This is a genomic window from Thermoactinomyces mirandus (assembly GCF_013868055.1).
In the GTDB taxonomy this organism is placed as follows: domain Bacteria; phylum Bacillota; class Bacilli; order Thermoactinomycetales; family Thermoactinomycetaceae; genus Thermoactinomyces; species Thermoactinomyces mirandus.
Window position 1 is genome coordinate 1 of sequence record NZ_JACEOL010000036.1, and the last position, 20962, is coordinate 20962.

Annotated in this window: 19 protein-coding genes, 1 tRNA gene and 1 pseudogene; 7 read left to right on the plus strand and 14 right to left on the minus strand. The window is 43.3% G+C overall.

Annotated elements, in window-relative coordinates; translation table 11 throughout:
• Positions 1 to 58: 58 nt before the first annotated feature.
• The 4 genes from H2C83_RS11245 to H2C83_RS11260 all read right to left on the minus strand — a co-directional run bounded on the left by H2C83_RS11245 (position 59) and on the right by H2C83_RS11260 (position 5319).
• A complete protein-coding gene (locus tag H2C83_RS11245; RefSeq protein WP_181740773.1) occupies positions 59 to 2086 on the minus strand; it encodes a YhgE/Pip domain-containing protein in 2028 nt (675 codons plus the stop codon).
• Between the two features lie 112 nt (positions 2087 to 2198).
• Positions 2199 to 2801: a TetR/AcrR family transcriptional regulator gene (locus H2C83_RS11250; RefSeq protein WP_181740775.1), complete on the minus strand. Its 603-nt coding sequence runs from the start codon at positions 2799 to 2801 to the stop codon at positions 2199 to 2201.
• A gap of 200 nt (positions 2802 to 3001) precedes the next feature.
• On the minus strand, positions 3002 to 4780 hold the full coding sequence (locus H2C83_RS11255; RefSeq protein WP_181740778.1) for an ABC transporter ATP-binding protein: 1779 nt from the start codon (positions 4778 to 4780) through the stop codon (positions 3002 to 3004).
• 110 nt (positions 4781 to 4890) lie between these two features.
• Positions 4891 to 5319 (minus strand): Dps family protein, encoded by a 429-nt coding sequence (locus H2C83_RS11260; RefSeq protein WP_312853909.1) that lies wholly within the window; start codon positions 5317 to 5319, stop codon positions 4891 to 4893.
• Positions 5320 to 5702: 383 nt separating this feature from the next.
• On the opposite strand from H2C83_RS11260, the gene H2C83_RS11265 reads away from it, so the two are divergent.
• A tRNA-Arg gene (locus tag H2C83_RS11265) sits at positions 5703 to 5779 on the plus strand.
• Positions 5780 to 6110: 331 nt separating this feature from the next.
• A complete protein-coding gene (locus H2C83_RS11270) occupies positions 6111 to 6326 on the plus strand; it encodes a hypothetical protein (protein WP_220184119.1) in 216 nt (71 codons plus the stop codon).
• A gap of 298 nt (positions 6327 to 6624) precedes the next feature.
• On the opposite strand, the gene H2C83_RS17790 is transcribed toward H2C83_RS11270, so the two are convergent.
• From H2C83_RS17790 to asnB, 6 genes are all read right to left on the minus strand, one after another.
• Positions 6625 to 6837 (minus strand): hypothetical protein, encoded by a 213-nt coding sequence (locus tag H2C83_RS17790; protein ID WP_246333869.1) that lies wholly within the window; start codon positions 6835 to 6837, stop codon positions 6625 to 6627.
• A 126-nt stretch (positions 6838 to 6963) separates the two neighbouring features.
• Complete coding sequence (locus H2C83_RS17795) at positions 6964 to 7107, minus strand: TetR/AcrR family transcriptional regulator (protein WP_246333870.1); 144 nt, start codon at positions 7105 to 7107, stop codon at positions 6964 to 6966.
• A 380-nt stretch (positions 7108 to 7487) separates the two neighbouring features.
• The gene (locus tag H2C83_RS18735) at positions 7488 to 7661 is read right to left on the minus strand and encodes a cyclase family protein (protein WP_512700738.1); all 174 of its coding nucleotides are present in this window, start codon (positions 7659 to 7661) and stop codon (positions 7488 to 7490) included.
• Positions 7579 to 8076, minus strand: coding sequence for a cyclase family protein (locus H2C83_RS11280; protein ID WP_512700740.1), 498 nt, complete (start codon positions 8074 to 8076; stop codon positions 7579 to 7581). Before H2C83_RS11280 ends, H2C83_RS18735 begins: the two co-directional genes overlap by 83 nt.
• 277 nt (positions 8077 to 8353) lie before the next feature.
• Positions 8354 to 9688 (minus strand): APC family permease, encoded by a 1335-nt coding sequence (locus H2C83_RS11285; protein ID WP_181740783.1) that lies wholly within the window; start codon positions 9686 to 9688, stop codon positions 8354 to 8356.
• 132 nt (positions 9689 to 9820) lie between these two features.
• On the minus strand, positions 9821 to 11665 hold the full coding sequence (gene asnB / locus H2C83_RS11290) for an asparagine synthase (glutamine-hydrolyzing) (protein WP_181740785.1): 1845 nt from the start codon (positions 11663 to 11665) through the stop codon (positions 9821 to 9823).
• A 215-nt stretch (positions 11666 to 11880) separates the two neighbouring features.
• Here asnB and H2C83_RS11295 point away from each other — a divergent pair, with 215 nt between their 5' ends.
• The 4 genes from H2C83_RS11295 to H2C83_RS11310 all read left to right on the plus strand — a co-directional run bounded on the left by H2C83_RS11295 (position 11881) and on the right by H2C83_RS11310 (position 16490).
• Positions 11881 to 12618, plus strand: coding sequence for a sporulation protein (locus H2C83_RS11295; RefSeq protein WP_181740787.1), 738 nt, complete (start codon positions 11881 to 11883; stop codon positions 12616 to 12618).
• A 243-nt stretch (positions 12619 to 12861) separates the two neighbouring features.
• The gene (locus H2C83_RS11300) at positions 12862 to 13545 is read left to right on the plus strand and encodes a response regulator transcription factor (RefSeq protein WP_181740789.1); all 684 of its coding nucleotides are present in this window, start codon (positions 12862 to 12864) and stop codon (positions 13543 to 13545) included.
• On the plus strand, positions 13514 to 14950 hold the full coding sequence (locus H2C83_RS11305) for a sensor histidine kinase (RefSeq protein ID WP_181740791.1): 1437 nt from the start codon (positions 13514 to 13516) through the stop codon (positions 14948 to 14950). The genes H2C83_RS11300 and H2C83_RS11305 overlap by 32 nt, the downstream gene beginning before the upstream one ends.
• Positions 14951 to 16058: 1108 nt before the next feature.
• Positions 16059 to 16490, plus strand: a complete 432-nt coding sequence (locus tag H2C83_RS11310; protein ID WP_181740793.1) for a YndA family protein — start codon at positions 16059 to 16061, stop codon at positions 16488 to 16490.
• Between the two features lie 122 nt (positions 16491 to 16612).
• Here H2C83_RS11310 and H2C83_RS11315 read toward each other — a convergent pair whose 3' ends face one another.
• Complete coding sequence (locus tag H2C83_RS11315) at positions 16613 to 17110, minus strand: ASCH domain-containing protein (protein WP_220184136.1); 498 nt, start codon at positions 17108 to 17110, stop codon at positions 16613 to 16615.
• Positions 17111 to 17406: 296 nt separating this feature from the next.
• Between H2C83_RS11315 and H2C83_RS11320 the strand changes: the two genes are divergently transcribed.
• Positions 17407 to 18144: a YwiC-like family protein gene (locus tag H2C83_RS11320; protein WP_181740795.1), complete on the plus strand. Its 738-nt coding sequence runs from the start codon at positions 17407 to 17409 to the stop codon at positions 18142 to 18144.
• 282 nt (positions 18145 to 18426) lie between these two features.
• On the opposite strand, the pseudogene H2C83_RS11325 reads toward H2C83_RS11320, so the two are convergent.
• The 3 genes and pseudogenes from H2C83_RS11325 to H2C83_RS17800 all read right to left on the minus strand — a co-directional run.
• A pseudogene (locus H2C83_RS11325) lies at positions 18427 to 18702 on the minus strand (ABC transporter ATP-binding protein); the annotation flags it as partial.
• A 75-nt stretch (positions 18703 to 18777) separates the two neighbouring features.
• A complete protein-coding gene (locus H2C83_RS11330) occupies positions 18778 to 19983 on the minus strand; it encodes a sensor histidine kinase (RefSeq protein ID WP_181740798.1) in 1206 nt (401 codons plus the stop codon).
• A gap of 67 nt (positions 19984 to 20050) precedes the next feature.
• On the minus strand, positions 20051 to 20230 hold the full coding sequence (locus H2C83_RS17800) for a winged helix-turn-helix domain-containing protein (protein ID WP_246333872.1): 180 nt from the start codon (positions 20228 to 20230) through the stop codon (positions 20051 to 20053).
• Between the last annotated feature and the right edge of the window lie 732 nt (positions 20231 to 20962).

Genomic DNA, 20962 nt, shown 5'->3' on the forward strand with positions numbered 1-20962 from the left:
AGGCTGTTGACCTTCTTTTGTCAACAGCCTCCGTCCGGCTGATGCCGGACACTTCTTTTCAGGCATGATTCAATTTTGTTTTGAGGACCTTCACAGTTCTTTTTACCAACGGTTTCCCCAGCTGGAGATGCAATCGGGTCAGCAAGAGGGAAATCGTCATAAAACCGAGCAAAATATACATACAATGGGTAATGGTGTTCATATTTCCATTGGAAAGAACCGCACGAAGCCCCTGTACGGTATAGGTCATTGGCAAATAATCACCAATTGCCTGGAAAAACGGCGGCAACAGTTCCTTCGGATACGTCCCTGCGCTTGATGCCAATTGCAGCATCAATATGGCGATGGATAGAAAACGTCCAACATTGCCCAGATAAACGATCAGTGTCTGGTTCAGTGCGATAAAGGTAAGTGCCATCAAGAAACTGAACAGGTAAAGCCATACCGGCAGGATGGGCTCTATTTTAAGGATAAACACGATCGTGGAAACCAGAAGCACTGCCTGTCCGATGCCAATCAATCCACTGGCGGCCATGGATAACGGTTGTTTACGATCATCAAGCACCTGGTACAAATCAACAACCGTAAACAGCAGCATTGCGCCAACCCAGAGGGACAGGGAAATAAAGTATGGCGCAAAACCGGTGGCGTAATTGGGAACTGCATGGTGGATATTTTCATTTATGTCTACCGGATCGGCAATAGCTTTTTCCTTTTCGGCAGTTCCCTGAAGCTGTTCCTTGGCTTTTTGCACTCCTTCGCTTAACCCTTGCTGTAACTCTGCTTCTCCTGCCCGGATTTTATCCAGCCCCTGATGCAACTTGCCGGTTCCTGTTTCCAATTGGCCCAGTCCGCTTGCCAACTGATGCTGCCCGTCCGCCAAACGGGAAGTAGCCTCAACCAGTTGATTCGCCGCCCCCTTTAATTCATTGGCTTTTACCGTCAACTGATCCATACGCCCGGTCAACCGGTTTGCATCTGCGGCAATTTTGGCCCGGGTATTGATAAAAACCTTCCAGGCCCGTTCCCAATCCGGCAATTTGGAGCGAATCTGGTTAAATCGGGCAGTTTCCGACCGGTGGATTTTCTGTGCCTTGTTTAAGGAATTTTTCATGGAGAGCACTGCTGCATCGTTTGCCAATTCGGGATGTTCTTTGACCAGCCGGTTTAAATCCGTTTCCGTTCCATGAATTTGTTTGCCGGCTTCTTCCAATGAATTTTGGCTGTCCCGCAAAAAGCTGCCTAAATCGGGAGGCGTATCTGGCAACGGGATATTGGCAATCCTTTGAATCTCATCATTTGCCTGGTGGATGATTTTCTGTGCTTTTTCAATCTCCGCAAACGGAATCTTGTCTATCTCTGCTCTGGCCTGTGCCAATTTCTGATTTAACAGGACGAGATTCTGTTCGATCGTTCCCGCTCCGGTTTCCAGCTTACGTATACTTTCATGAACCGTTTTCGATCCGCCGGCAGCTTCCCCGATCTTTTCAGTCAGGAGACCGGCGCCATCTGCTGCCTTTTGCAAATCATCCGCCGACTTTGATATTCCGACAAAAATTTTTTCAACATAGATTCTGGTCAGCTTTTGATCCAGTTTTATTTCCAATTCTCTTCTGATCGATTTGCCAATTGTGCCCGATAAATAGTTATTACTTTCATCAACATGATATTCTATTTTTCCTTTGGAAGGATTTGATTCATCAACCGATACGATTGCTTTGGAGAAATTTTCAGGAACAACGATCCCTATATAATAAATGCCGTGATTCAATCCTTCATTCATCTGCGCCCGGGAAACAAATTCCCATTTCACCTGGGAATCCTCCTGAAGTTCCTTGACCAGTTCATTCCCGGCGTTAATCCGCTCTCCATTCTGTACGGCGCCCAAATCTTCATTCACAAGGGCAACAGGCAAATACTGGAGGTTCTCATAAGGGTCATAAAAAGCAGACAGGTAAATAGCACTGTACATAAGAGGAATCAATAAAAGCCCGATCATTCCCAATCGCATCGGCTTGTTTGCCCATAATCGCTGAAGATCTCCCAAGCCGGACAGGAAGACAGGGTTCCAGCGTTTCTGTTTCAAAATCTTTCCCCCCTCCTTAAAATGAAGGTGTTCCCATCCAACCCGGTTTGTACTGACTGGTCAGCACAAAACATATTATACTCTTTTTTTGTACAAATTCAAGGAAAGAGTATTATAAATACGGGGAATTCTTAATGCTGCACATTACAATGTGCTGTAAACTCTCAATCATCTGCGGAACCGCTTCATCAATTTGCCGGAGTTCACTTTCTTCCAGGCTGTACAGCTTTTGCAGAACAACGACGCTGGCTGCTCCAAAAAAGGCACTGGCTGCTTCCGGCACATGCTTCACTTTAAATTCGCCGGTTTCTGCTCCTCTTCGCAAAATTGTTTCGATTAACCGCAAATATTCATGGATTTTCATCCGAAACTGGTGCTGCCGGGATTTTGTCCCGAATGCTTCACTCAATAGCAATTTGGCCAGCATGCCATTTTCCACATAAAAAAGAACATGGCTTTTCACCAATGCCTGCATCTGCTCGGTTGGGGAATCATACCGCTTGATACTCCGTTTGGCAAAATCGATCAGTTTCTGTACGCCTTCATTCATCAATCCAACAAACAAATCTTCCTTGCTCTTGAAATGATAGTAAATCGTTCCTTTTGCAACGCCGGCTTCCTTTGCAATCTCATCCATCCTGGCCTGGTCAAAACCGCTATCCGCAAACACTTTGATCGCTGCCTGAAAGATCACATCCACCTTTTCATGACGCATTATTCTTTGCCCTCCGATGTTATTCATTCCGATACAAACTTATTTAAAATCAGTATACGCCAAGTAACTATACGATGAAAGTGATTTTTGTCATACTTACAGGGATGGATTGGAATATTTTCAGATCAGTGTTTATCGAAATCCGTCGGCTTTCAAATCAAAAGCGCTCCCGCAAGAGGAACGCTTTTATCATCGATCTGTTACTGGTGAATGGATTTGTCCCATCGGAATTGTTGTTTGACCAATGTTCGGTAAAGCGGATGAGTTTCAAACAGTTCCTGATGGGTTCCCTGGCCGGTGATGCGCCCTTGTTCCAGAACAATAATTTTGTCCGCTTCTACTACGGTTGACAGGCGGTGAGCAATCACCAGGGTTGTCCGGTCTCTCATCAGAAGGTTTAATGCCTCCTGCACCACCCGTTCTGACGTCGAATCCAGACTGGAAGTCGCCTCATCCAGCATAAGAATTCTGGGATCACGCAAAAGGGCACGGGCAATGGCGATTCGCTGACGCTGTCCTCCCGACAGTTTCGTTCCCCGTTCACCCACATGGGTTTCAAACCCTTGCGGCAATTCCTGAATAAATGTGCAGGCATTGGCCGATTTGGCGGCATTTATCATTTCCTCATCCGTTACCGTCCGCTCCAGCCCGTAACAGATATTTTCCCGAATTGTTCCATTGATCAGTGGGCTTTCCTGGGAAACATACCCGAACTGCTGCCGCCATTTCCGCAGGGAAAAGCATGAAATCGGGGTTTCCCCCAACCGGATTTCTCCGGACGTTGGCTGATAAAAACGTTCCAATAAGGAAAATAACGTGGTTTTCCCGCTCCCGCTCGGCCCGACAATGGCCGTCACTTTACCCGGTTCCACAGTAAAACTCACATCTTGTAAAACCATGTCTCCCGTTACATAATGAAACGAAACTCCATCCACCACAATTGGCTGCCTGCAGTCAATCTCCGTCTCTGACCCGGGATCGTCTTCTTCCACATCCAGCAAAATTTGCTGCAGCCGTTCAGTTGCCCCCAACGCTTTTTGCAGGCTGGTAAAAAATTGGGACATTTGCACCAGCGGCATCACCGCCTGAAAAAGATAAAGCAGGAAGGCAACCAGTTCTCCGGCAGTGAGCGCTCCTGTCGCCACGCGGTATCCCCCGTAACCGATCACGACCACCAGCATCAGCATCATGACAAAAGAAACGAGCGGCTGCAGGTAGGCATAAACTTTCGCCTCTTTCAAGCCGTACCGGAACATGTGGTCAATCGTTTGTTCCCCTTGTTTCTTTTCGACCGGTTCCGCCGTATAGGATTTGACCAGCCGAATTTCACTGATCGCCTGTGTCAGCAAGCTGGTAAAGTCGGCAATCTGTTTTTGGAGATTTTTGGAGATCCGGTACATCCGTTTTCCCATTGGCCGCATGATCGCAAACATCAGCGGAAATGCGACAAACATGAGCAGGGTCATCGACCAGTCCAGATAAAAAAGAAGAAAAAGGGCACCAATCACATTAATGATTCCGGTAAATAACTGCACCATCTGTTGGGAAACGAGCGTCTTTAAAATAACCGTATCGTTATTGATGCGGCTGACCAAATCCCCCGTATCGTTTTCGTCGAAGTAAGAAATAGGCAACCGGAGCGCTTTGTTCCACAATTTTTTCCGCAGACTGACTACTACTTTTTCTCCCAAAAAACCCAGAAAATAGGTAGAGATACCACCGGTGACCGCTTGCAGGACAAAGGCTGCAAACAGCAGGATCAAGACGGAAGCACTCAAATTCCCCAAAGTCAACATGTCGACGGTCCCTTTGGTAAACCAGGGAACCATTAACCCGGCCACCGCTTCCACGATGCTGAAAAACAGCACCAGCACAATGATTTTTTTTGGCAATTCCGCTTCCTGGACAAATTTCAGGAGAGGTCGGACATTCATCCTTGACAAGGAAGGGGCTTGTTTCTTAGACTTTTCCGGTTCCATCTGCATCCCCCATATTCTGTAATGTCAATTCCGTCTTCTCATTATAATCGATCTGTATCGAAAAAAGGCACCTTTCCCTGTAAGGAAAAGGTGCCCGATTTACTCTGAATCTATTTTGCCAAATATGCCGTTAACATCCAGATATGCTTTTCCAGATTTGCCGCAAGGTCGGTAAACAAATCCGCCGTAACAGCATCGCCCGCATTTTCAGCTTCCTTGATTGCTGCTTCGGATTCCTTCAGGATGGTTTTGAAATCCTGGATCACCTGTTGTACCATCTGCTCTGTCGTTTCATTGCCTGTTGCTTCCTTGACGGTTGCCTGATCCACAAACTCCCTCATGGTGCTGATCGGGCTACCCCCTTTAGCCAGCAGAAGTTCCGCGATCTGGTCAAGGTTTGAAGCGGCTTCATTGTAAAATTCCTCGAATTTCTGATGGAGTTCAAAAAACCGGTCTCCCTTTACAAACCAATGAAAATGATGCATCTTAAAATAGAGGACACTCCAGTTAGCCAATTGCCGATTTAGTACTGTGTTCAAGTCCAACGACATAAATCTCCCTCTTTTCTGTGCGGTTTGTTGTCCCTATTTTTCCCAAAACCATTTCGCTCATACATGGTTTCTTATAAAAGAGGAACAAACTTCCAACAACCAATATTTATTTTAACACTAAAAATAAGTTTTTTAAGGAATCAATCTATAAATTCTTGAATTTTTTATTAAAAATAGCAATATCTGATAATATTTTAATGCAAGCATAATCCGATTCAAAAAAACCAGACAATCGGCAAAAGAAGGGAATACCACTGTTGCCAATCTCGCTACCCTCTTTGTCCCTGCACTCTTTCGTTTCGTGGGGAGTCTGCTTCAGCATATGGACATTTTCCCGTAAAAAAGTTATAATGATGTTTGGCTATGATTATGCGCCCGTAGCTCAGCAGGATAGAGCAACGGTTTCCTAAACCGTGTGTCGGAGGTTCGAATCCTCTCGGGCGCACCAACGTAATAAACGCAAGGGTTTTACCGATTTTTATCTTTATCCGGTATTTTAACCGCGAAACCGTCAGACCGCATCATAACCGCCACCTGAACCGTGTGACATACGACAGGGAAAGGCGGTTATTTTTATGGCTGAAAATCCATTGACCAGAATGGAAAAACGTTGCAATAATCAGAAGTCGTGAGACATACCGATAAAACCGCAAGACTATAAACTATTGGTCCAATCCATCCGGGAAAAGTTGAACAAAAACGAAAAGGTGACGGCATACCTGGCAAAAGGCGTTTTACTGCTGAAGAATGCAGGAAAACAATTAAAGGGGGTGTGCAAAATGGAAAAGCGTATTGTTGGCAAGGAAGAAATAAGGTCCTTTGTTTGTTCTGATTGTGCGGAATGGATAAAAAAGAGTGACGAATATGTTGATTTATACGAGTGTGAAGGCTGTGGCACTGTTGTATCTGAAGCGGCACTAAAAGAACTTGAAAAGTACCATGTATGTGAAAACGGGAACATTCAATTTTCAGAATCGGAATTGCTCCGGAATTAAAAAGCTTAAACGAAAACAGGAGGCTTAACGCTTCCTTTTATCCCTGATTCGGCTTTCTTCGGCCTGCACCTTTGGAGTAACTGATACGAAAAACAGTTTTTTTCATTCGTTCTCCGTATGATTCACCTCCGAAACCACCGATTTTAAAAAGGACTGGTTGCCCATGAACCAGTCCTTATATCATAATTTATAATTGTATAATTTAATTTAATGATTTTCGTTTTATACAAAATTCAATTGAAAGAGTAACCCCAATCATGTTCTATCTTTACGGCAAACCCCAATTTAACTATTGCTTTCATTCAGGCTGCTTGACCTGCAACAACTCATAGAACACTCCGATCATTCCCATCAGACCTATCCCTTTATCAATATAATGCTGCATGTTATACCCGTTAAACAGGGCCATGGCTGCTGTTGCCAATGTTCTTGCATCCAACGGGCTGCCAATAATTCCTTCCTTTTTCATGACTTCAAACAGACGTGTCAGGTCCTGTCTCCATTCTTCCATCCGACTGACCAGCTGTTTGTATCCGGGGCAGATATTGGCATCTCATGCAAGAATGAAGAAGGACGGCGGAAAAACCCTTTTCATATGTGTTGGCCACCATATGTGTGGAATACTTGACAAAGTCATTCAATAGAAAGCGCCTTTTGACATTCCCGCTTCTTTTACAATCTGGTCAACGCTTGTATTGCTGTAACCATATTTCGCAAACAGAGTGATTCCAGAATCAACCAGTTTCTGAATAGTTCGCTCGGACATTTCCTGGTGTTTCATGGATTTATCCCCTTTTAGAATAATTGCTGAATCTTTGAATTTGATTATAGCACAATTTGCAATATAAAAACGAATTAGTCGGTTTTTTATGATTGTTCCAACAGGTAAACAGTTGCCCGACTTAAAATCTCAATATAAAATCATAATGGATCCAGAGGCACAGTCCAGTATTTTTCAGGAAATATTTTCACTGCCGAGACCATATCACCAGCTAATCTTCCTCAATAATGGCAACCGGACGAGCCCAACCGGCGCTGGCTTTTTCAATTTTTACCGGATAGCAGACGACTTTAAAGCCGAAAGGAACAGGGATTTGCTCCAAGTTTGCCAATTTTTCTAATTGACAATATTCCTTTTTTTTTGACTACGAAATGTGCTGCTCAAATGGGTTTACCGTCGGAACCATATGCTTGGACCTGCGCATCAAGAGGAGGATTCCATCCATCCGTGCCGACCACTTTGATTCCCTGTTCAATCAACCATCTGGTTGCCTCGGCAGATGCCCCGACGTGGATGAAGGCATAATTTTTTTTTATATATTTTCTTGTCTGCATCACAGCGAATCAGGACAATATCATACGGTTTGAAGGTATAGTTCATTTCCTGCAACTTCTCTGTCAAATCTCCAACAGTAAATTCATAACCTGGCGGCTTGTCTGTAAAATCAAACAGCACACCATCCCCATAAAACCATTCCAGCGGCATCTCATCAATGGTCCGGGCCGGTTTTCCATCTGTCCATTCGCCATAATGCCATGGTGCATCCACATGGGTGCCCGTATGGGTATTCAGGGCTACCTCTTCGGTTGCCCATGCCTTGCTGTCAGGAAAGGCGGAAGCGGGTATATCCAGCATTCGGGAGGCCTGCTTTGCTCCCTCGGCATGGCTGAAATACCTGATTGATGCCGGGATTGGCTCCTTTAGCCCGGGGCTGATTGGCACACTCAGATCAATAAATCTTCTTGCCACAATTGATCTCTCCTTTTTATGGGATTTGTTTTATCAAGTCTTGATGGTTTACTTAAAGTGGCTCCAAATCTAATCCACCTGTTTTTTATTTTTTGATTATTGCGACTACATATTGGAAACCAGTACTTTTTTCTCTTTATAGGGACATATCTTCATCATAATTCATTCGTTTCCACCGGAACACTCCTGGGAGGTACTTGGCTCATTCCATGAAAATACCGCTGCTTCCCTATACCACGAGAGAACAGCGGTTCATGAGCTTATCAAAGAGAAAATATCAAGCAGAAACTTCTTGTTTGCGATTCATCCACCAATAGATGGGCAAGCCGGCAAGGGTAATGATAATGGTAATGACAGCCCCTTCAAGGTCATGTGTCAGCATGCTCAGGACAACAAATACAGAACCGATAATAGCCAGAATTGGAGTAACCGGATAAAAAGGAACACGATAGTTTTCTTTCTGTTTGATCCACTCCGGTTTCCGTTTGCGTAGAAGGAAAATCGCAACAAATGCCTGGATATAAAAGATAAAAATGGCAAAAATCGCGATTTCCGACAAACGATCAGGATTACTCAATACCATAAACAAAATGGCCAGCACAATCTGAAACGCGATCGCCCAGACGGGAGTGCCGAACTTCGCGTGAACGCAGGACAAAAAGCGGGCTCCCGGCAGCAGACGGTCATTGGCCATGGCAAATGAAATCCGGGGATAGCTTAATATTTTTCCATTCAAACCGCCAAAGATCGAAATAATTATCCCGATATCGATAAGCTGGTGGCCGGCTTCGCCAAATAAAATTCCGGCTGCCGTCCCCGCTGCATTTTCTCCCAATGCCTGAATCTGGCTGGCAGGCATGATATGAATCAGTGCCATGTTCACGGCCAGATAGGAGACAATGATCACCAGCAGGCCAATACTGATTGCTTTGGGAAGAATTTTTGCCGGATTCCGCATCTCACCCGCTGCCGAAGCAGAGGCAATCCAGCCATCATAAGCGAACATGGCGGCAAGCATAGCCGCTCCCAGTCCTTCTTTGCTTCCTCCCGCGGTGGAGGCGGAAAAAATGTCACCCGAACCATACATCAGACCAAAAACAGCAATCAGGACAATAGGGATCAATTTGGCAGCCGTGGTAACAACCTGGATCATTCCCCCGTATTTTACACCCAAACTGTTCACGACAGCCAGAAAGATGACGGTGCCCATTCCAATATACAAATGCCAGGAACCCCCCAATTTGAAATAGCTGGCAACCAGTATGCCAAAGTAAAGCCCCATCGCGCCGATTAATGCCGGCTGATAGATCACATTTTGCACCCAGCCGCTGATAAAGCCGGAGAACCTGCCATACACTTCTTCCAAATAGATGTACAATCCGCCTGTTTTGGGAATGCGAGCGCAAAGCTCTGCAATGGTGAGCCCTGCCGCTAACGTCAGCAATCCTGTCAATAACCAGGCCAATAAAGCCATCGACGTATTGCCTCCGACATAATCGAGAACCGTCCCCGGCTTGACAAATACACCGGAACCAATGACAACGCCAACTACCAGTGAAATAGCCGGCCAAAAGCCCAAATCCCTCTTTAAGTTTTGTTCTTGATTCAGCATTTTTACCACCATTCTATTTTCCACGAATAAATACCTTTCACATTATAACTCTAATGCTTTAATTAAGTAAATTATTAATTAAAAAAAGAATAATGTTATTTTATGTAAAAGAAAAACCCGTGTCAGGGTTTTCTACTTAATTACAACTTTATATTTTTTCATCCACTCATTCAGTTGCCACCAGTAGGCCAGCAAAGCGGGAACATTCATCAACTGGCCAAACCAGGGCAGATGCAGCTGGGTTAAATCCTGGTTCATAAAATTCTCCACTTCCTTGCGGTCCAACACTTGAAACAGTGGAGCCGAAGGAGTATCCAGCAATTGTCGAATCTGTTTTTTCATCAGCCGTAAATAATCGGGATGGTGTGTTTTTGGATAAGGGCTTTTTTTGCGTTCAACAATCTCCTTTGGCAGCAAATCCCTGAAGGCATAACGCAGCAGACCTTTCTCCCGATTCCCGTATTTTTTGAGTGCCCAGGGGATATTCCAAACATATTCCACCAGATGATGATCACAAAACGGAACGCGCACTTCAAGCCCGAAGGCCATGCTCATCCGGTCTTTCCGGTCAAGAAGTGTCGGCATCCAGCGCGTCAGATTGAGGTAGAACATCTCCCGCATACGTGCTTCCCCGGCATTGTCCTCGGATAAACGGGGAACTTCCGACAATGCCTCCTGATAACGTGCTTCTGCATACTCCATAGGGCGGATTCGCGCTTTTATTTCCGGGGAAATAAAAGGAATCCGTTTGGTAACCAAGTGGGCCCAGGGGAAGGTATCGGCATTCACCATTTCTTCCCGGTGAAACCAGGGGTATCCCCCAAAGACCTCGTCCGCACACTCTCCGGACAAAACCACCGTCATCTCTTTCCTGATTTCCCTCGAAAAGAGGAACAGCGACGCATCTACATCAGCCATTCCCGGCAGGTCACGGGCTTCCATCGCCTGAATCAGGCTGTCAAACAATTCGAAGTTGTCCAGTAAAACGGTATGGTGTTCAGAACCGATCCGGTCTGCCATCAATTCCGCCCAAGGAGCATCAGAATTGGGCTGAAATTCATTCACATGAAAATATTTGTCGTTGTCGATATAATCGACTGAAAAAGTATGCAAAATCCCCCGCTTTTCCTCTTGAAACACTTTGGCTGCACAAGCAGAAATTGCGCTGGAATCAAGCCCGCCAGAAAGCATCGTTCCAATCGGAACATCAGACACCAGTTGCCTTTTTATCGCATCCTGAAAAAGTTCCCGTATCTTGTGGGCTGTTGTCTCCAGATTATCTTCATGATGACGGCTGGTCAATTCCCAGTAGGTGCCTGTTTTGATCCCGTCACGGCCATAACGCAGGAATTGGCCCGGACGCAGTTCGTAAATATCCTTGAACACACCACATCCCGGTGTTCTGGCCGGCCCCATGACCAAAAGTTCAGCCAGGCCCTCGTCATCAATTACCGGTTCCACGAAAGGATGGGCCAATAATGATTTCAGTTCAGACCCAAACAGGAATGAATCCCCGATCTTTGTATAAAATAAAGGCTTTACACCGATCCGGTCTCTTGCCATAAAACAGGTTTGCCTGCATTCATCCCAGATGGCAAAGGCGAAAATCCCGTTAAGGTATTTTAGGCAATCTTCTCCCCATTCGATATATGCGGTAAGAATCAGTTCCGTATCTGAGCGGGTGGAAAGGGAATGGCCAAGTGACAGCAGTTTTAGCCGAAGTTCACCCATGTTGTAGATTTCACCGTTATAGGTAATGACAAATTTGCGGCCCTCCACTGTCCTGACCATCGGTTGTATGCCGCCTTCCGGGTCAATCACGATCAGGCGCCGATGCCCAAAAGCCGCATGTGGCGAAAACCAGGTGCCTCCTGCATCGGGGCCCCGGCTTACAAGGGTACGATTCATCTGTTGGAGGATTCCCCTCTCCCGGGTCAAATCTTTCGTAAAATCAATCCATCCCGTAATTCCGCACACAGACTATCCCCATCCTTTCCTGGACTTTTTTCCATTGTCTAAATCAGCAATTCCTTTACATCTTATGAAAAAAACAAACAATAAGTGCCTATTTAAACAATTTTTCGAATAAATTCAATATAATCCGAAAATACCGAATTAGGAATTCTCAACATTTTATGGTATGATAGAATTCCCTTCTTTATAATCGTTTTCCAGTGAAGGAGGGAAGGCATTTGTTATACAAATCTTTGACCAGTCTGGGGATTGGGGCGGCATCTGTCGATACACGCTTAAACCAGAAACCTTATTATGCGGGTTCACCGGTTGAGGGAGTCGTTTTCATTCGCGGCGGACAAGCGGACCAACAGATTGACGATATTTATCTGTATCTGGTTGTTCATTATCTGAAAAACCATAAAAAAACCTCTTTCATTCTTCATAATTATCAACTGTCCAGGGCCTTTACCATTCATAAGAATGAAACGAAAGAAATCCCTTTTCAAATTGAATTACCTCTCGTGACGCCCATGTCAACGGGAAGCTACCCGGTCTATTTAAAAACCGGATTGGATATCAAAATGGCCATTGATCCCAGTGATCAGGACATGATTGAAGTGCATCCCCATCCCGTCGTCCAAAAATGTCTCAAGCAGGTCGAGGAGTCCGAGTTTATTTTATATCAAATCTACAATCAGTATGATTCCGGCTCCAAGGCACACCCTTTCCAGCAAGTTTTCCAATTTCGCCCGACAGGACGCTATCATGGGTTTATTGATCAGCTAAATCTCGTTTTTCATCTGTCGAAAGTTAAAATTATCATGGATCTGGAAATGGTGCGAGCAAACCAGTCGTTCTATACAACTTTTGCGTGGAATCCTGATGAATCCAGCCGTATTTATATCAATGGGAGAGAAACTTTATCAGATCCCACAAAAAAATTAAAAGATGTCTTAAGCCGAAAACCTGGGTAAAGGTCAGGGTGATGCACCATTTGCGGTCAACATCGCCCTTTTTGTTTTGTTCATCCGCTTATTTCGCTGCTTCCCCCGTCTGTTTATGCCATTTTTTAAAACTTTCCTTTTGAATCCAACCTTCTTTTCTTTTTCAATCATAAAATATCATTATAAGTACAAAATTTATTCTTAAACAGTGTTTTTCCTTTTTTTAGGATCTTGCTATCATGACATCAGAATCAATAAAAAAGGAGGTTCACTATGTCTCACAAGATTCTTGTCATTGAAGACGATACCGACATCCAGGAATTGATCCGGGAATTTTTAATAGTTCAACATTATGATGTCGATACAGCCAATGACGGAGACGAAGGTATCCGCAAATTTATGGAAAACAGACCGGATTTATTGATTTTGGATATCATGTTGCCACAAATGGACGGCTACCAGGTATTAAGAACGATTCGAAAAATCTCTTCTGTTCCCGTCATCATGTTGACGGCCCTGGATGAGGAAGCCGACCAGATCAAGGGATTTGAACTGGGCGTAGATGATTATATAACCAAGCCTTTTTCATTTCACATTCTGAACAAACGCGTAGAAGCCGTTTTGCGAAGAGCATATCCGGCCGAAACGAATCGCAAGTTAACGTATCATGAAATTACAGTTGATTTGGACGGTTATTCCGTTTACGTCAATCAGCAGAAAAAGAGTTTGACGAACAAAGAGTTTGACATTTTGAAAACACTTGTGGAAAATCAGGGAAGGGTATGTTCAAGGGATCTGTTATTAAACAAGGTCTGGGGCATGGATTTTTATGGGGATCCCCGTGTGGTGGACACCCATATAAAAAATTTGCGCAAGAAACTGGGAGTTCCCTATATCCACACCGTAAAGGGAGTTGGTTATAAACTTGATACCGCAAAGACAAGGCATCACCCGTAAAATCTTTCTGATTACCAGTGCTTTACTGGCACTGTCGACAACGGTTATATTTGCCTCTTTTTATTTTTTACTGCCTTCATTTTATTATCAATATAAAATTAATAACCTGAACCATGGCATCCAGCAATTATTAAATACGGTCCGACCGCTGACCATTTCACAGTCACAGGATATTCTTTATAAATTCACCCATGATTACAACGTTGATTTGGCAATCCGTGACCAGCAGGGAAACATGATGATCATTCCGGCGGTTGATTCACAACTTTACAAAATTCCGTCTGCATCAAAAAGCGGATTATCATCCGGGACAGATAAAAATACCCCACCCATCCAGGTCCTGGAAAAACCGATTGTTTTCCAAAGTGGCCGATTTACCGCCACCTTTATCGCAACCATGCAACCAATTGATGAAGCATCCAGCGCCATTTTGATGTTCATGCCCTATATGGCGATATTTGTCCTGCTCATTTCTGTGGGTGGCGCGTTCCTTTATGCAAAATTGATCGCCCAGCCACTGCTGAAAATCAACGAGGTAGCCAAACGTATGGCCAAACTGGATTTCAGCCAGACTTGCCCGGCCCATTCCGATGACGAAATCGGGGAACTGTCCCAAAGCCTGAATGAACTGTCGCAAAATCTGAAACGAACCATGACTGAACTGAAACAGGCCAACAATAGATTAAAAGACGATATTCAGCGTGAACGGGAACAGGAAACAAGACGCAGGGAATTTATGGCCACCATTTCCCACGAACTGAAATCGCCCATCACAGCCGTAATGGGCCAGCTGGAAGGCATGATCCACCAAATTGGCGTTTACAAAGACCGGGACAAATACTTGTACAGATCCTATATGGTGATGCAAAACATGCAGCAACTGGTAAAAGAGATTCTGGAAGTTTCCAAATTGGAATCCTGTACATTTATCCCCTCAAAAAAACCGGTTCATTTAACTTCCATGATCGAGGCTGTCGTAAAGAGGCTGGACTTTTTTTGTCAGGACAAGCAATTGCAGTTAAAAGTACAATTGGAACCGGAAATAATTATTCATGCTGATCCGGATCTTTTGCAAAAAGCAATCAGCAATGTCATTCATAACGCAATGAACTATTCACCTCCGCAGGCACTGGTTGAAGTCAAACTGAAGCGTTTGACCCATGTACAACTCAGCGTCTTTAACACCGGCACTTTCATTCCTGAGTCCGAACTGGACAAGATCTTCGATCCTTTTTATCGCCTGGAAAAATCGAGAAACCGAAGTACAGGCGGAAGCGGACTGGGACTTTTTATTGTAAAAAAAATTTTGGAAATCCATTCATTCCCTTATCAACTGACCAATGAAAAAAACGGTGTCCTGTTTACCATCGACTTCCCCGCAAATGGACAGTCAAGTCCGTGTTAAAAAACTTTCCAGGGATTGTCCGGAAAACACTCTGAAAAACAATCCCTGGAGATGCAGATTGAAATCAGACAGTTTTAACCTGGAATAATTACTTGTAAACAGATTGAAGCGCTGAATAAACAAACGATAAAAATCCAGGTAAATTCATGGTTTTCTCCATTTCCCCTTTTTCACATATCAACATATCCACAATCTTATCCACATTATCCACAATATCTTGTGGTTAACAATTATATAAAATTATTCATCATGCATCATAAAAGTTTGTTCCCTTTTTTTCCTCACAAAACGAGGACAAAAAAACGATATCCTTGAAAAACCGCAGAATCCCCCATGATTATCCGATTAAATCAAATCAATCTAAAAAGAATAATTTTTATACAAATAATAAATACGAACTGCTTTTCATTTGACTTTTTTGTGACCTTTTCAGGTTTAATATTTCGAATTAACCGATGATTCGTTATGATAATTATGACACTAACTGTTTTGTTATTCCTTACTTTTGAAAAGGGATTAACGGGAAGGTTAGTGCAATGGGATTGAAATATCGGGAAAGCTTTCACGTAAAAGGAGTCGCCTCAATTGATGCGACTCCCCTTTTTTATTCCTGTCGGAATCAACATAAAATTTATCAAGATATCCACAATTTTATTCACATTATCCACAACATCACACCGAAAAACAGGCTGTTTTTATTTGATGAATGAACCGGTTGCAATCCACAAACAATAACTCCAGTTTTGATGAGAAAGGAGGAATCGGCGTTGAGTATCCCTGTCCGGATCGGGTTGATTGCCCTCACCTCCATTTCTTTCATCGTGCTTGCCTGGGTACAATACCGCAACCGTCGCAAAGCAAAGTAACAGGGGGATTTTCCCCACTATCTGCTCCAAGTCCACATTTCCCGATTGGTTCTGCTTTTCCTCTTCAAAGTATTAACATAAAATTAAAATTTTAAAATTATTTTTTTACTTTTTGCAATATTTATTCCTTTAATCAAAAATGTTTTATTAATATACTTAATATTTTATCTAATGCAATACCATTCATTATTTTGTTTATTACGAATGCAAATAATAACACCACTGATCAAGGGGAATCTCTTGTGAAACTGAAGAAACTCAGCATTGCCATTCTTGTGTGGATATGTGTGTTGATGCTTCCTTTCTCAACCGGACTTGCCAGTAATGAAGGAATGGCTGAAACAGTAGTTTTCGCTCCAACCGGCATATTGCCCATGGGGCCTGGAGAATGGGATTATGTTGGTTCTTCCACCTTTGTCTCTTCAAGTGCCTATGCCAGGTCGGGAGGCGGAGACTTTATGTTTTGTCTGAATCCCGGTCCTTCCACCTATTATTACCTGTATGAATACGACCCGGACAATGCGGATGAATATGTTGGATATGTGTACCTGAAGGCTGGTCAATGCGGAGTTTTCCGCAATATTGGCAAATATGTCGATGGCAAAAACAAGAAAGCTGAATTTTATGTAGCCAAAAATGTTGGCGAAACAGCACATGTGGATTTCTGGGATTAGTTCCCAAGTCCAGAAGCAAAAAAATTATCAAAAAACATCAAACCCATATACTATATGAATTAAGCTGGATCACAAAAATATTCCAGCACAAAAAACGCTTGGAAAATTTCCAGGCGTTTTTTTCATTTGTTTCTTACATCAACTAATTTGAACCGCTCACATACCAACAACATATCTTCCGAAAATTCAAGTCCTACCCTACTCAATTCTTTTGTAAAGAATTTTTTATGAGTTTCTTTCCAATATTGATAAGTTCTGTCCCCTTCACCTTCAGCAATAGCAAAATCCTCTGTAACCTCATTCATGGGCATTATTTTAACATCTACTGTTTTAATAATGGCCACAGGTTCGTCTCTGCTGTTTAAGATAATGCTGTAATTTCCAGCAGAAGGTAATGGCTCATTTTCAATTTCATAAAAAACCAATCCGGAACAAGTAGCTGTTTTAATGCCATCTATTACCAACTTGGCCAAATAGTCCGGATGATCTCCAAATTGCCACGAACTTACCGATTTTGGCTTCTCTTGACCTTGGGACTTCCAAAATTCATCCCAATATATTTGCGATGCTTTATTCACTGTTTTTCCCCCTAAAGAAAAATTGGCTGTAATCAACCCCATTTTTTCTATTGTGATCATTGAAAATTTTTCTTGAAAATTTGTACATTATCCATAATTATATAATTATTGTGCTTAAAAATAATAATACATTTCGACTGATCGCAAAAAAAGCAGACCTGTCCCTTACTACCAAGGATGGATCACAAAGTTCCCATCCAGAAAGTTCCAATTCAAATCTGGTGAAGGTTTTGCAAACTGTGATATTTGTCACACTTGCAGGGGGGAGCTTGGGTTACGATGAGAAAAGATCCCTCATCAGGGAAAATGGAGGTTGATTGGAGAATGGGGATGTTACGATGAAACCGATTCTCCCGCGGGAACATGGCGGCTGGGCAATGGTGTCTGTTCCCTTTTTTCTCGGCATGGCCGTGGAAGGTCCAACATGGCTGCATCTTCCGCTGTTCATCAGCTGGATGCTGTTTTATCTGGCGGCCTATCTTTTCCGGCTGGCATTGATGCGGCGGAAAGGGCGCCGGAACTATGTGCGCTGGTCACTGTCCTACTGTGGGCTGGGAATTGTTTTTCTGCTGCCTCCGCTCATTGTCCGGCCATCGCTCCTGTGGGCCGGTCCTGTACTGGCCGGGCTGCTGGCTGTCAACGGATGGTATGCCTACCGGCGTGACGAACGATCCTTCATCAACGATATTGTTGCCATTCTCGCCTTTTCGGTTGGCGGTGCAGCCTCCTGTTTGGTGGGGAAAGGTCAATTGGATGATGCTGCTTTGTGGGTCGCGGTCTCATGTGTCTTATACTTTACGGGAAGCGTCTTTTTTGTGAAATCGGTGTTCCGGGAACGAAAAAACGCAAACTGGCAGAAGGCTTCCAAAGGCTATCACATCCTGCTCGTGGTTATTCTTGCCTTCCGGGAGCCGCTTTTCGTGCTTCCCTACGCCTTTTCAGCGGTAAGAACCTTCGTATGGGGAGGCAAACCGCTATCTCCGATCAAGGTGGGAATTATTGAAATTATTGGCTCAGTGCTTTTTCTCATTCTGTCGATCCTTGTCTTTTCCGTCACGCGACCGTCCTTAATTTAAAGGTCCCTTGTAATCATGATATTATTCCCTTTAAGTAGACAGAAAAAAGCAAGTCCCTTACTGTTAACTTGGAGGGGTTTTTTCTATGGGAAAACTGCGTACGACCTATTCCAAAGAAATTAAAGAAAAAGCTGTTCGTCTTTATTTTGAAAAGGGAATGGGAAGCTAACTTGACAGGGATAAGACCAATCATCGGGAAGGAATGAGGAGCCTCTCCTCTAACTGGCATGATTCGTGGCGGAACAAAACAGCATCACTTCCCGCCTTGCGTTTTCCTTATGCCTGGAAGATAAAACCGATATTACGTCTGCGAAAGACTGACAATTCCTTTTCCTTCATTATGAAAATATCCTTGCCGTCTAAAAAAACCTTTCCTGATGTCGGTGTATCCAATGCGCCCAACAAATGGAGGAGCGTGCTTTTTCCGGATCCTGACGGTCCCACGATCGCCACAAATTGGCCTTTTGCAACAGAAAAAGACACATTCTTTACAGCTTCTACCTTGATTTCACCTTTTCCATAAGTTTTGCACAGGTTTTTCGTGGTTAATATATCCACAGTAACGCCCTCTCTTTTCTCTCTTATTTGAAAGAGATGATACCACGCCCACCTTACTCTCAGGTGAATGGAAGCTTACAGATTTGAAAGCTTTGGAAAAAACAGATGAAAGGCTGTTCCCTCTCCTAATTTACTCTCAACGATGATCAACCCACCATGTTTTTCAACGATGGCTTTGGAGAGAGTAAGCCCAATCCCGATTCCATGTTTATCCTTTGAATAACGGCTTCTGTAAAACCTCTTAAAAATATGATGGATATCCTCAGGATGGATTCCCGTTCCAGTGTCTTTAATCGTGATTTCCGTGGTAACAGGAGTTGCCTCACATTGTAGATCAATACGATCTCCCGAATTCGTATGATCCAAAGCATTTTTGATAATATTGCTAACTGCTTCCAATAGCCATTCTTCATCAAAAGCTAAAACAAGGCGATCATCACAATCCAAAGTAATCATTTTGCCTTCCAGTTCAGCGCAAGTACTAAATCTTCCAATGACTTCTTCGAGGAACTTCTTTAAAATGTGAGTGTTTTTCTCCAGTTCAATCGCCCCGGCATCCAGTCTTGCCAGCTTTAGTAAGTTTTGTATCAAGTTTTCAATCCGCTTCAGTTCACGTTCACTTTTTAAGATAAAGTCATCAACCACCTCATTTCCCGTTTTTTCATCCTGCATAATCTCATTGTACATCTGCAATGCGGCAAGGGGTGTTTTCAATTGGTGGGATATATCTGAAATCGTATCTTTTAAAAACTCTTTGCTCCGCTTTTCTTTTATGATATGAGAAGTTAATGAGGTTGCCATCTTATTCACGGAAGCAAACAGCTTCGATAAACTTCCTTCTCCAACATCTTCCAAACGCATATAAATATGCCCGTCCATAAAACTTGAAATATCCATATTCACTTTTTGAAGCCGTTTGTTCTGCCGGACAGCAAACAACCATAATCCGCCCAGAATGGCTATAGAAAAAAGACCTGACAGCATCACAAATAATAACGCATATTTTTGATGAAAACGATCAACTTCAGGGATTAGGTTATTTTGGGTGCCAACGTGGTATGCTGCGACTTGCAGCAACTCTTGCCCGGCCTTTCGATCAGCAAGGATCTTTTCATGAATAAAAGCACGTGTTATCTGAAAGGAATCGACGCCGTTACGATCTAAATATCCCGCAACCGCGTAATCGTGTTCGATCATGTTTTGTTTATAGTCATCGGCAATCAATTTTACAAAAATTTGCCCGACCATCATAAATATAACAAGAACTGCTGCAATCATCATAAATAGTCATTTCATTTCTCTATGGCAAGAATATTCATTGGCAGTCCCTCACTTCACCACATTCCATTTATAACCCAATCTCCGTACAAGTCAGCAAAAACTCCGGATTTTCAGCATCGTCTTCCAATATGCTTCTTAAGCGGCGCACATATACAGACAGGGTATTGTCATTAATGAAGTTGCCACTGCCGTCCCAAAGCTTATCCAATATCACTTCTCTTTTCAACACCACATTGGGATTTCGCATAAACAGGCATAAAAGACGATACTCAGCAGTAGTCAGCTCAATCTCATGATGTTCTTTCCATACACGTCTCTCCAGCAGGTGGATGGTTATGCCATTTGACTGCAGCTCAGTCTAGCATGGATAAAACTCAAATTACAAAGGGGGGAGGCGGGTTGTTGGCCCGATCTGTCCATCACCATCATCGCCTCTTACATGAAACACTTGAACACGCTGTTAAATGGCAAATGATCTTGCATAATCCTGTTAAAAGAGAACAAATTCATATACTGTTTCGAGCGGCAAAGGTATTATCACCCGATCTTCCTCGGTATCAAAATATAGGCATGCGCAGGGGAGAAATATTAGGACTGAGATGGCAAGATATCGACTTTCAATAACGAACTATCAGTATTCACCAGACATTGCAGCGCATCAAGGGCAAGGGTTTAGAATTTCGACACAACGAAAACGACGGTAATTGTCGATATATAATCTTGATATGTTTAAAACAATTAAAACCCACCAAGCTAAAAATAAGCTCCTTGCTGGTTCACTTTATCAAGACTATGATTTAGTATTTGTAACCTCTAGTGGGAACCTATTAACCCAAATGGATTATCAAACAAGGAGTTTCACATCTATTTAAAGGATTAAGATCTCACGTTTTGTTTTAAGGATCTCCAGTACAATTACGTAACATCACTCTTACAACAAGGGGAGCACCCTAAAGTTGTATTGTAATTTTGAACGTCT

Excerpts from the sequence above, each read along its gene's own strand:
- H2C83_RS11250 (WP_181740775.1), bottom strand. The coding sequence starts at position 2,801 with ATGCGTCATGAAAAGGTGGATGTGATCTTTCAGGCAGCGATCAAAGTG.
- H2C83_RS11255 (WP_181740778.1), bottom strand. The coding sequence starts at position 4,780 with ATGGAACCGGAAAAGTCTAAGAAACAAGCCCCTTCCTTGTCAAGGATG.
- H2C83_RS11270 (WP_220184119.1), top strand. The coding sequence starts at position 6,111 with ATGGAAAAGCGTATTGTTGGCAAGGAAGAAATAAGGTCCTTTGTTTGT.
- H2C83_RS17790 (WP_246333869.1), bottom strand. The coding sequence starts at position 6,837 with ATGGAAGAATGGAGACAGGACCTGACACGTCTGTTTGAAGTCATGAAA.
- H2C83_RS17795 (WP_246333870.1), bottom strand. The coding sequence starts at position 7,107 with ATGAAACACCAGGAAATGTCCGAGCGAACTATTCAGAAACTGGTTGAT.
- H2C83_RS18735 (WP_512700738.1), bottom strand. The coding sequence starts at position 7,661 with ATGCAGACAAGAAAATATATAAAAAAAAATTATGCCTTCATCCACGTC.
- H2C83_RS11285 (WP_181740783.1), bottom strand. The coding sequence starts at position 9,688 with ATGCTGAATCAAGAACAAAACTTAAAGAGGGATTTGGGCTTTTGGCCG.
- H2C83_RS11300 (WP_181740789.1), top strand. The coding sequence starts at position 12,862 with ATGTCTCACAAGATTCTTGTCATTGAAGACGATACCGACATCCAGGAA.
- H2C83_RS11315 (WP_220184136.1), bottom strand. The coding sequence starts at position 17,110 with ATGGGGTTGATTACAGCCAATTTTTCTTTAGGGGGAAAAACAGTGAAT.
- H2C83_RS11320 (WP_181740795.1), top strand. The coding sequence starts at position 17,407 with ATGAAACCGATTCTCCCGCGGGAACATGGCGGCTGGGCAATGGTGTCT.
- H2C83_RS11330 (WP_181740798.1), bottom strand. The coding sequence starts at position 19,983 with ATGATGATTGCAGCAGTTCTTGTTATATTTATGATGGTCGGGCAAATT.
- H2C83_RS17800 (WP_246333872.1), bottom strand. The coding sequence starts at position 20,230 with ATGCGAAATCCCAATGTGGTGTTGAAAAGAGAAGTGATATTGGATAAG.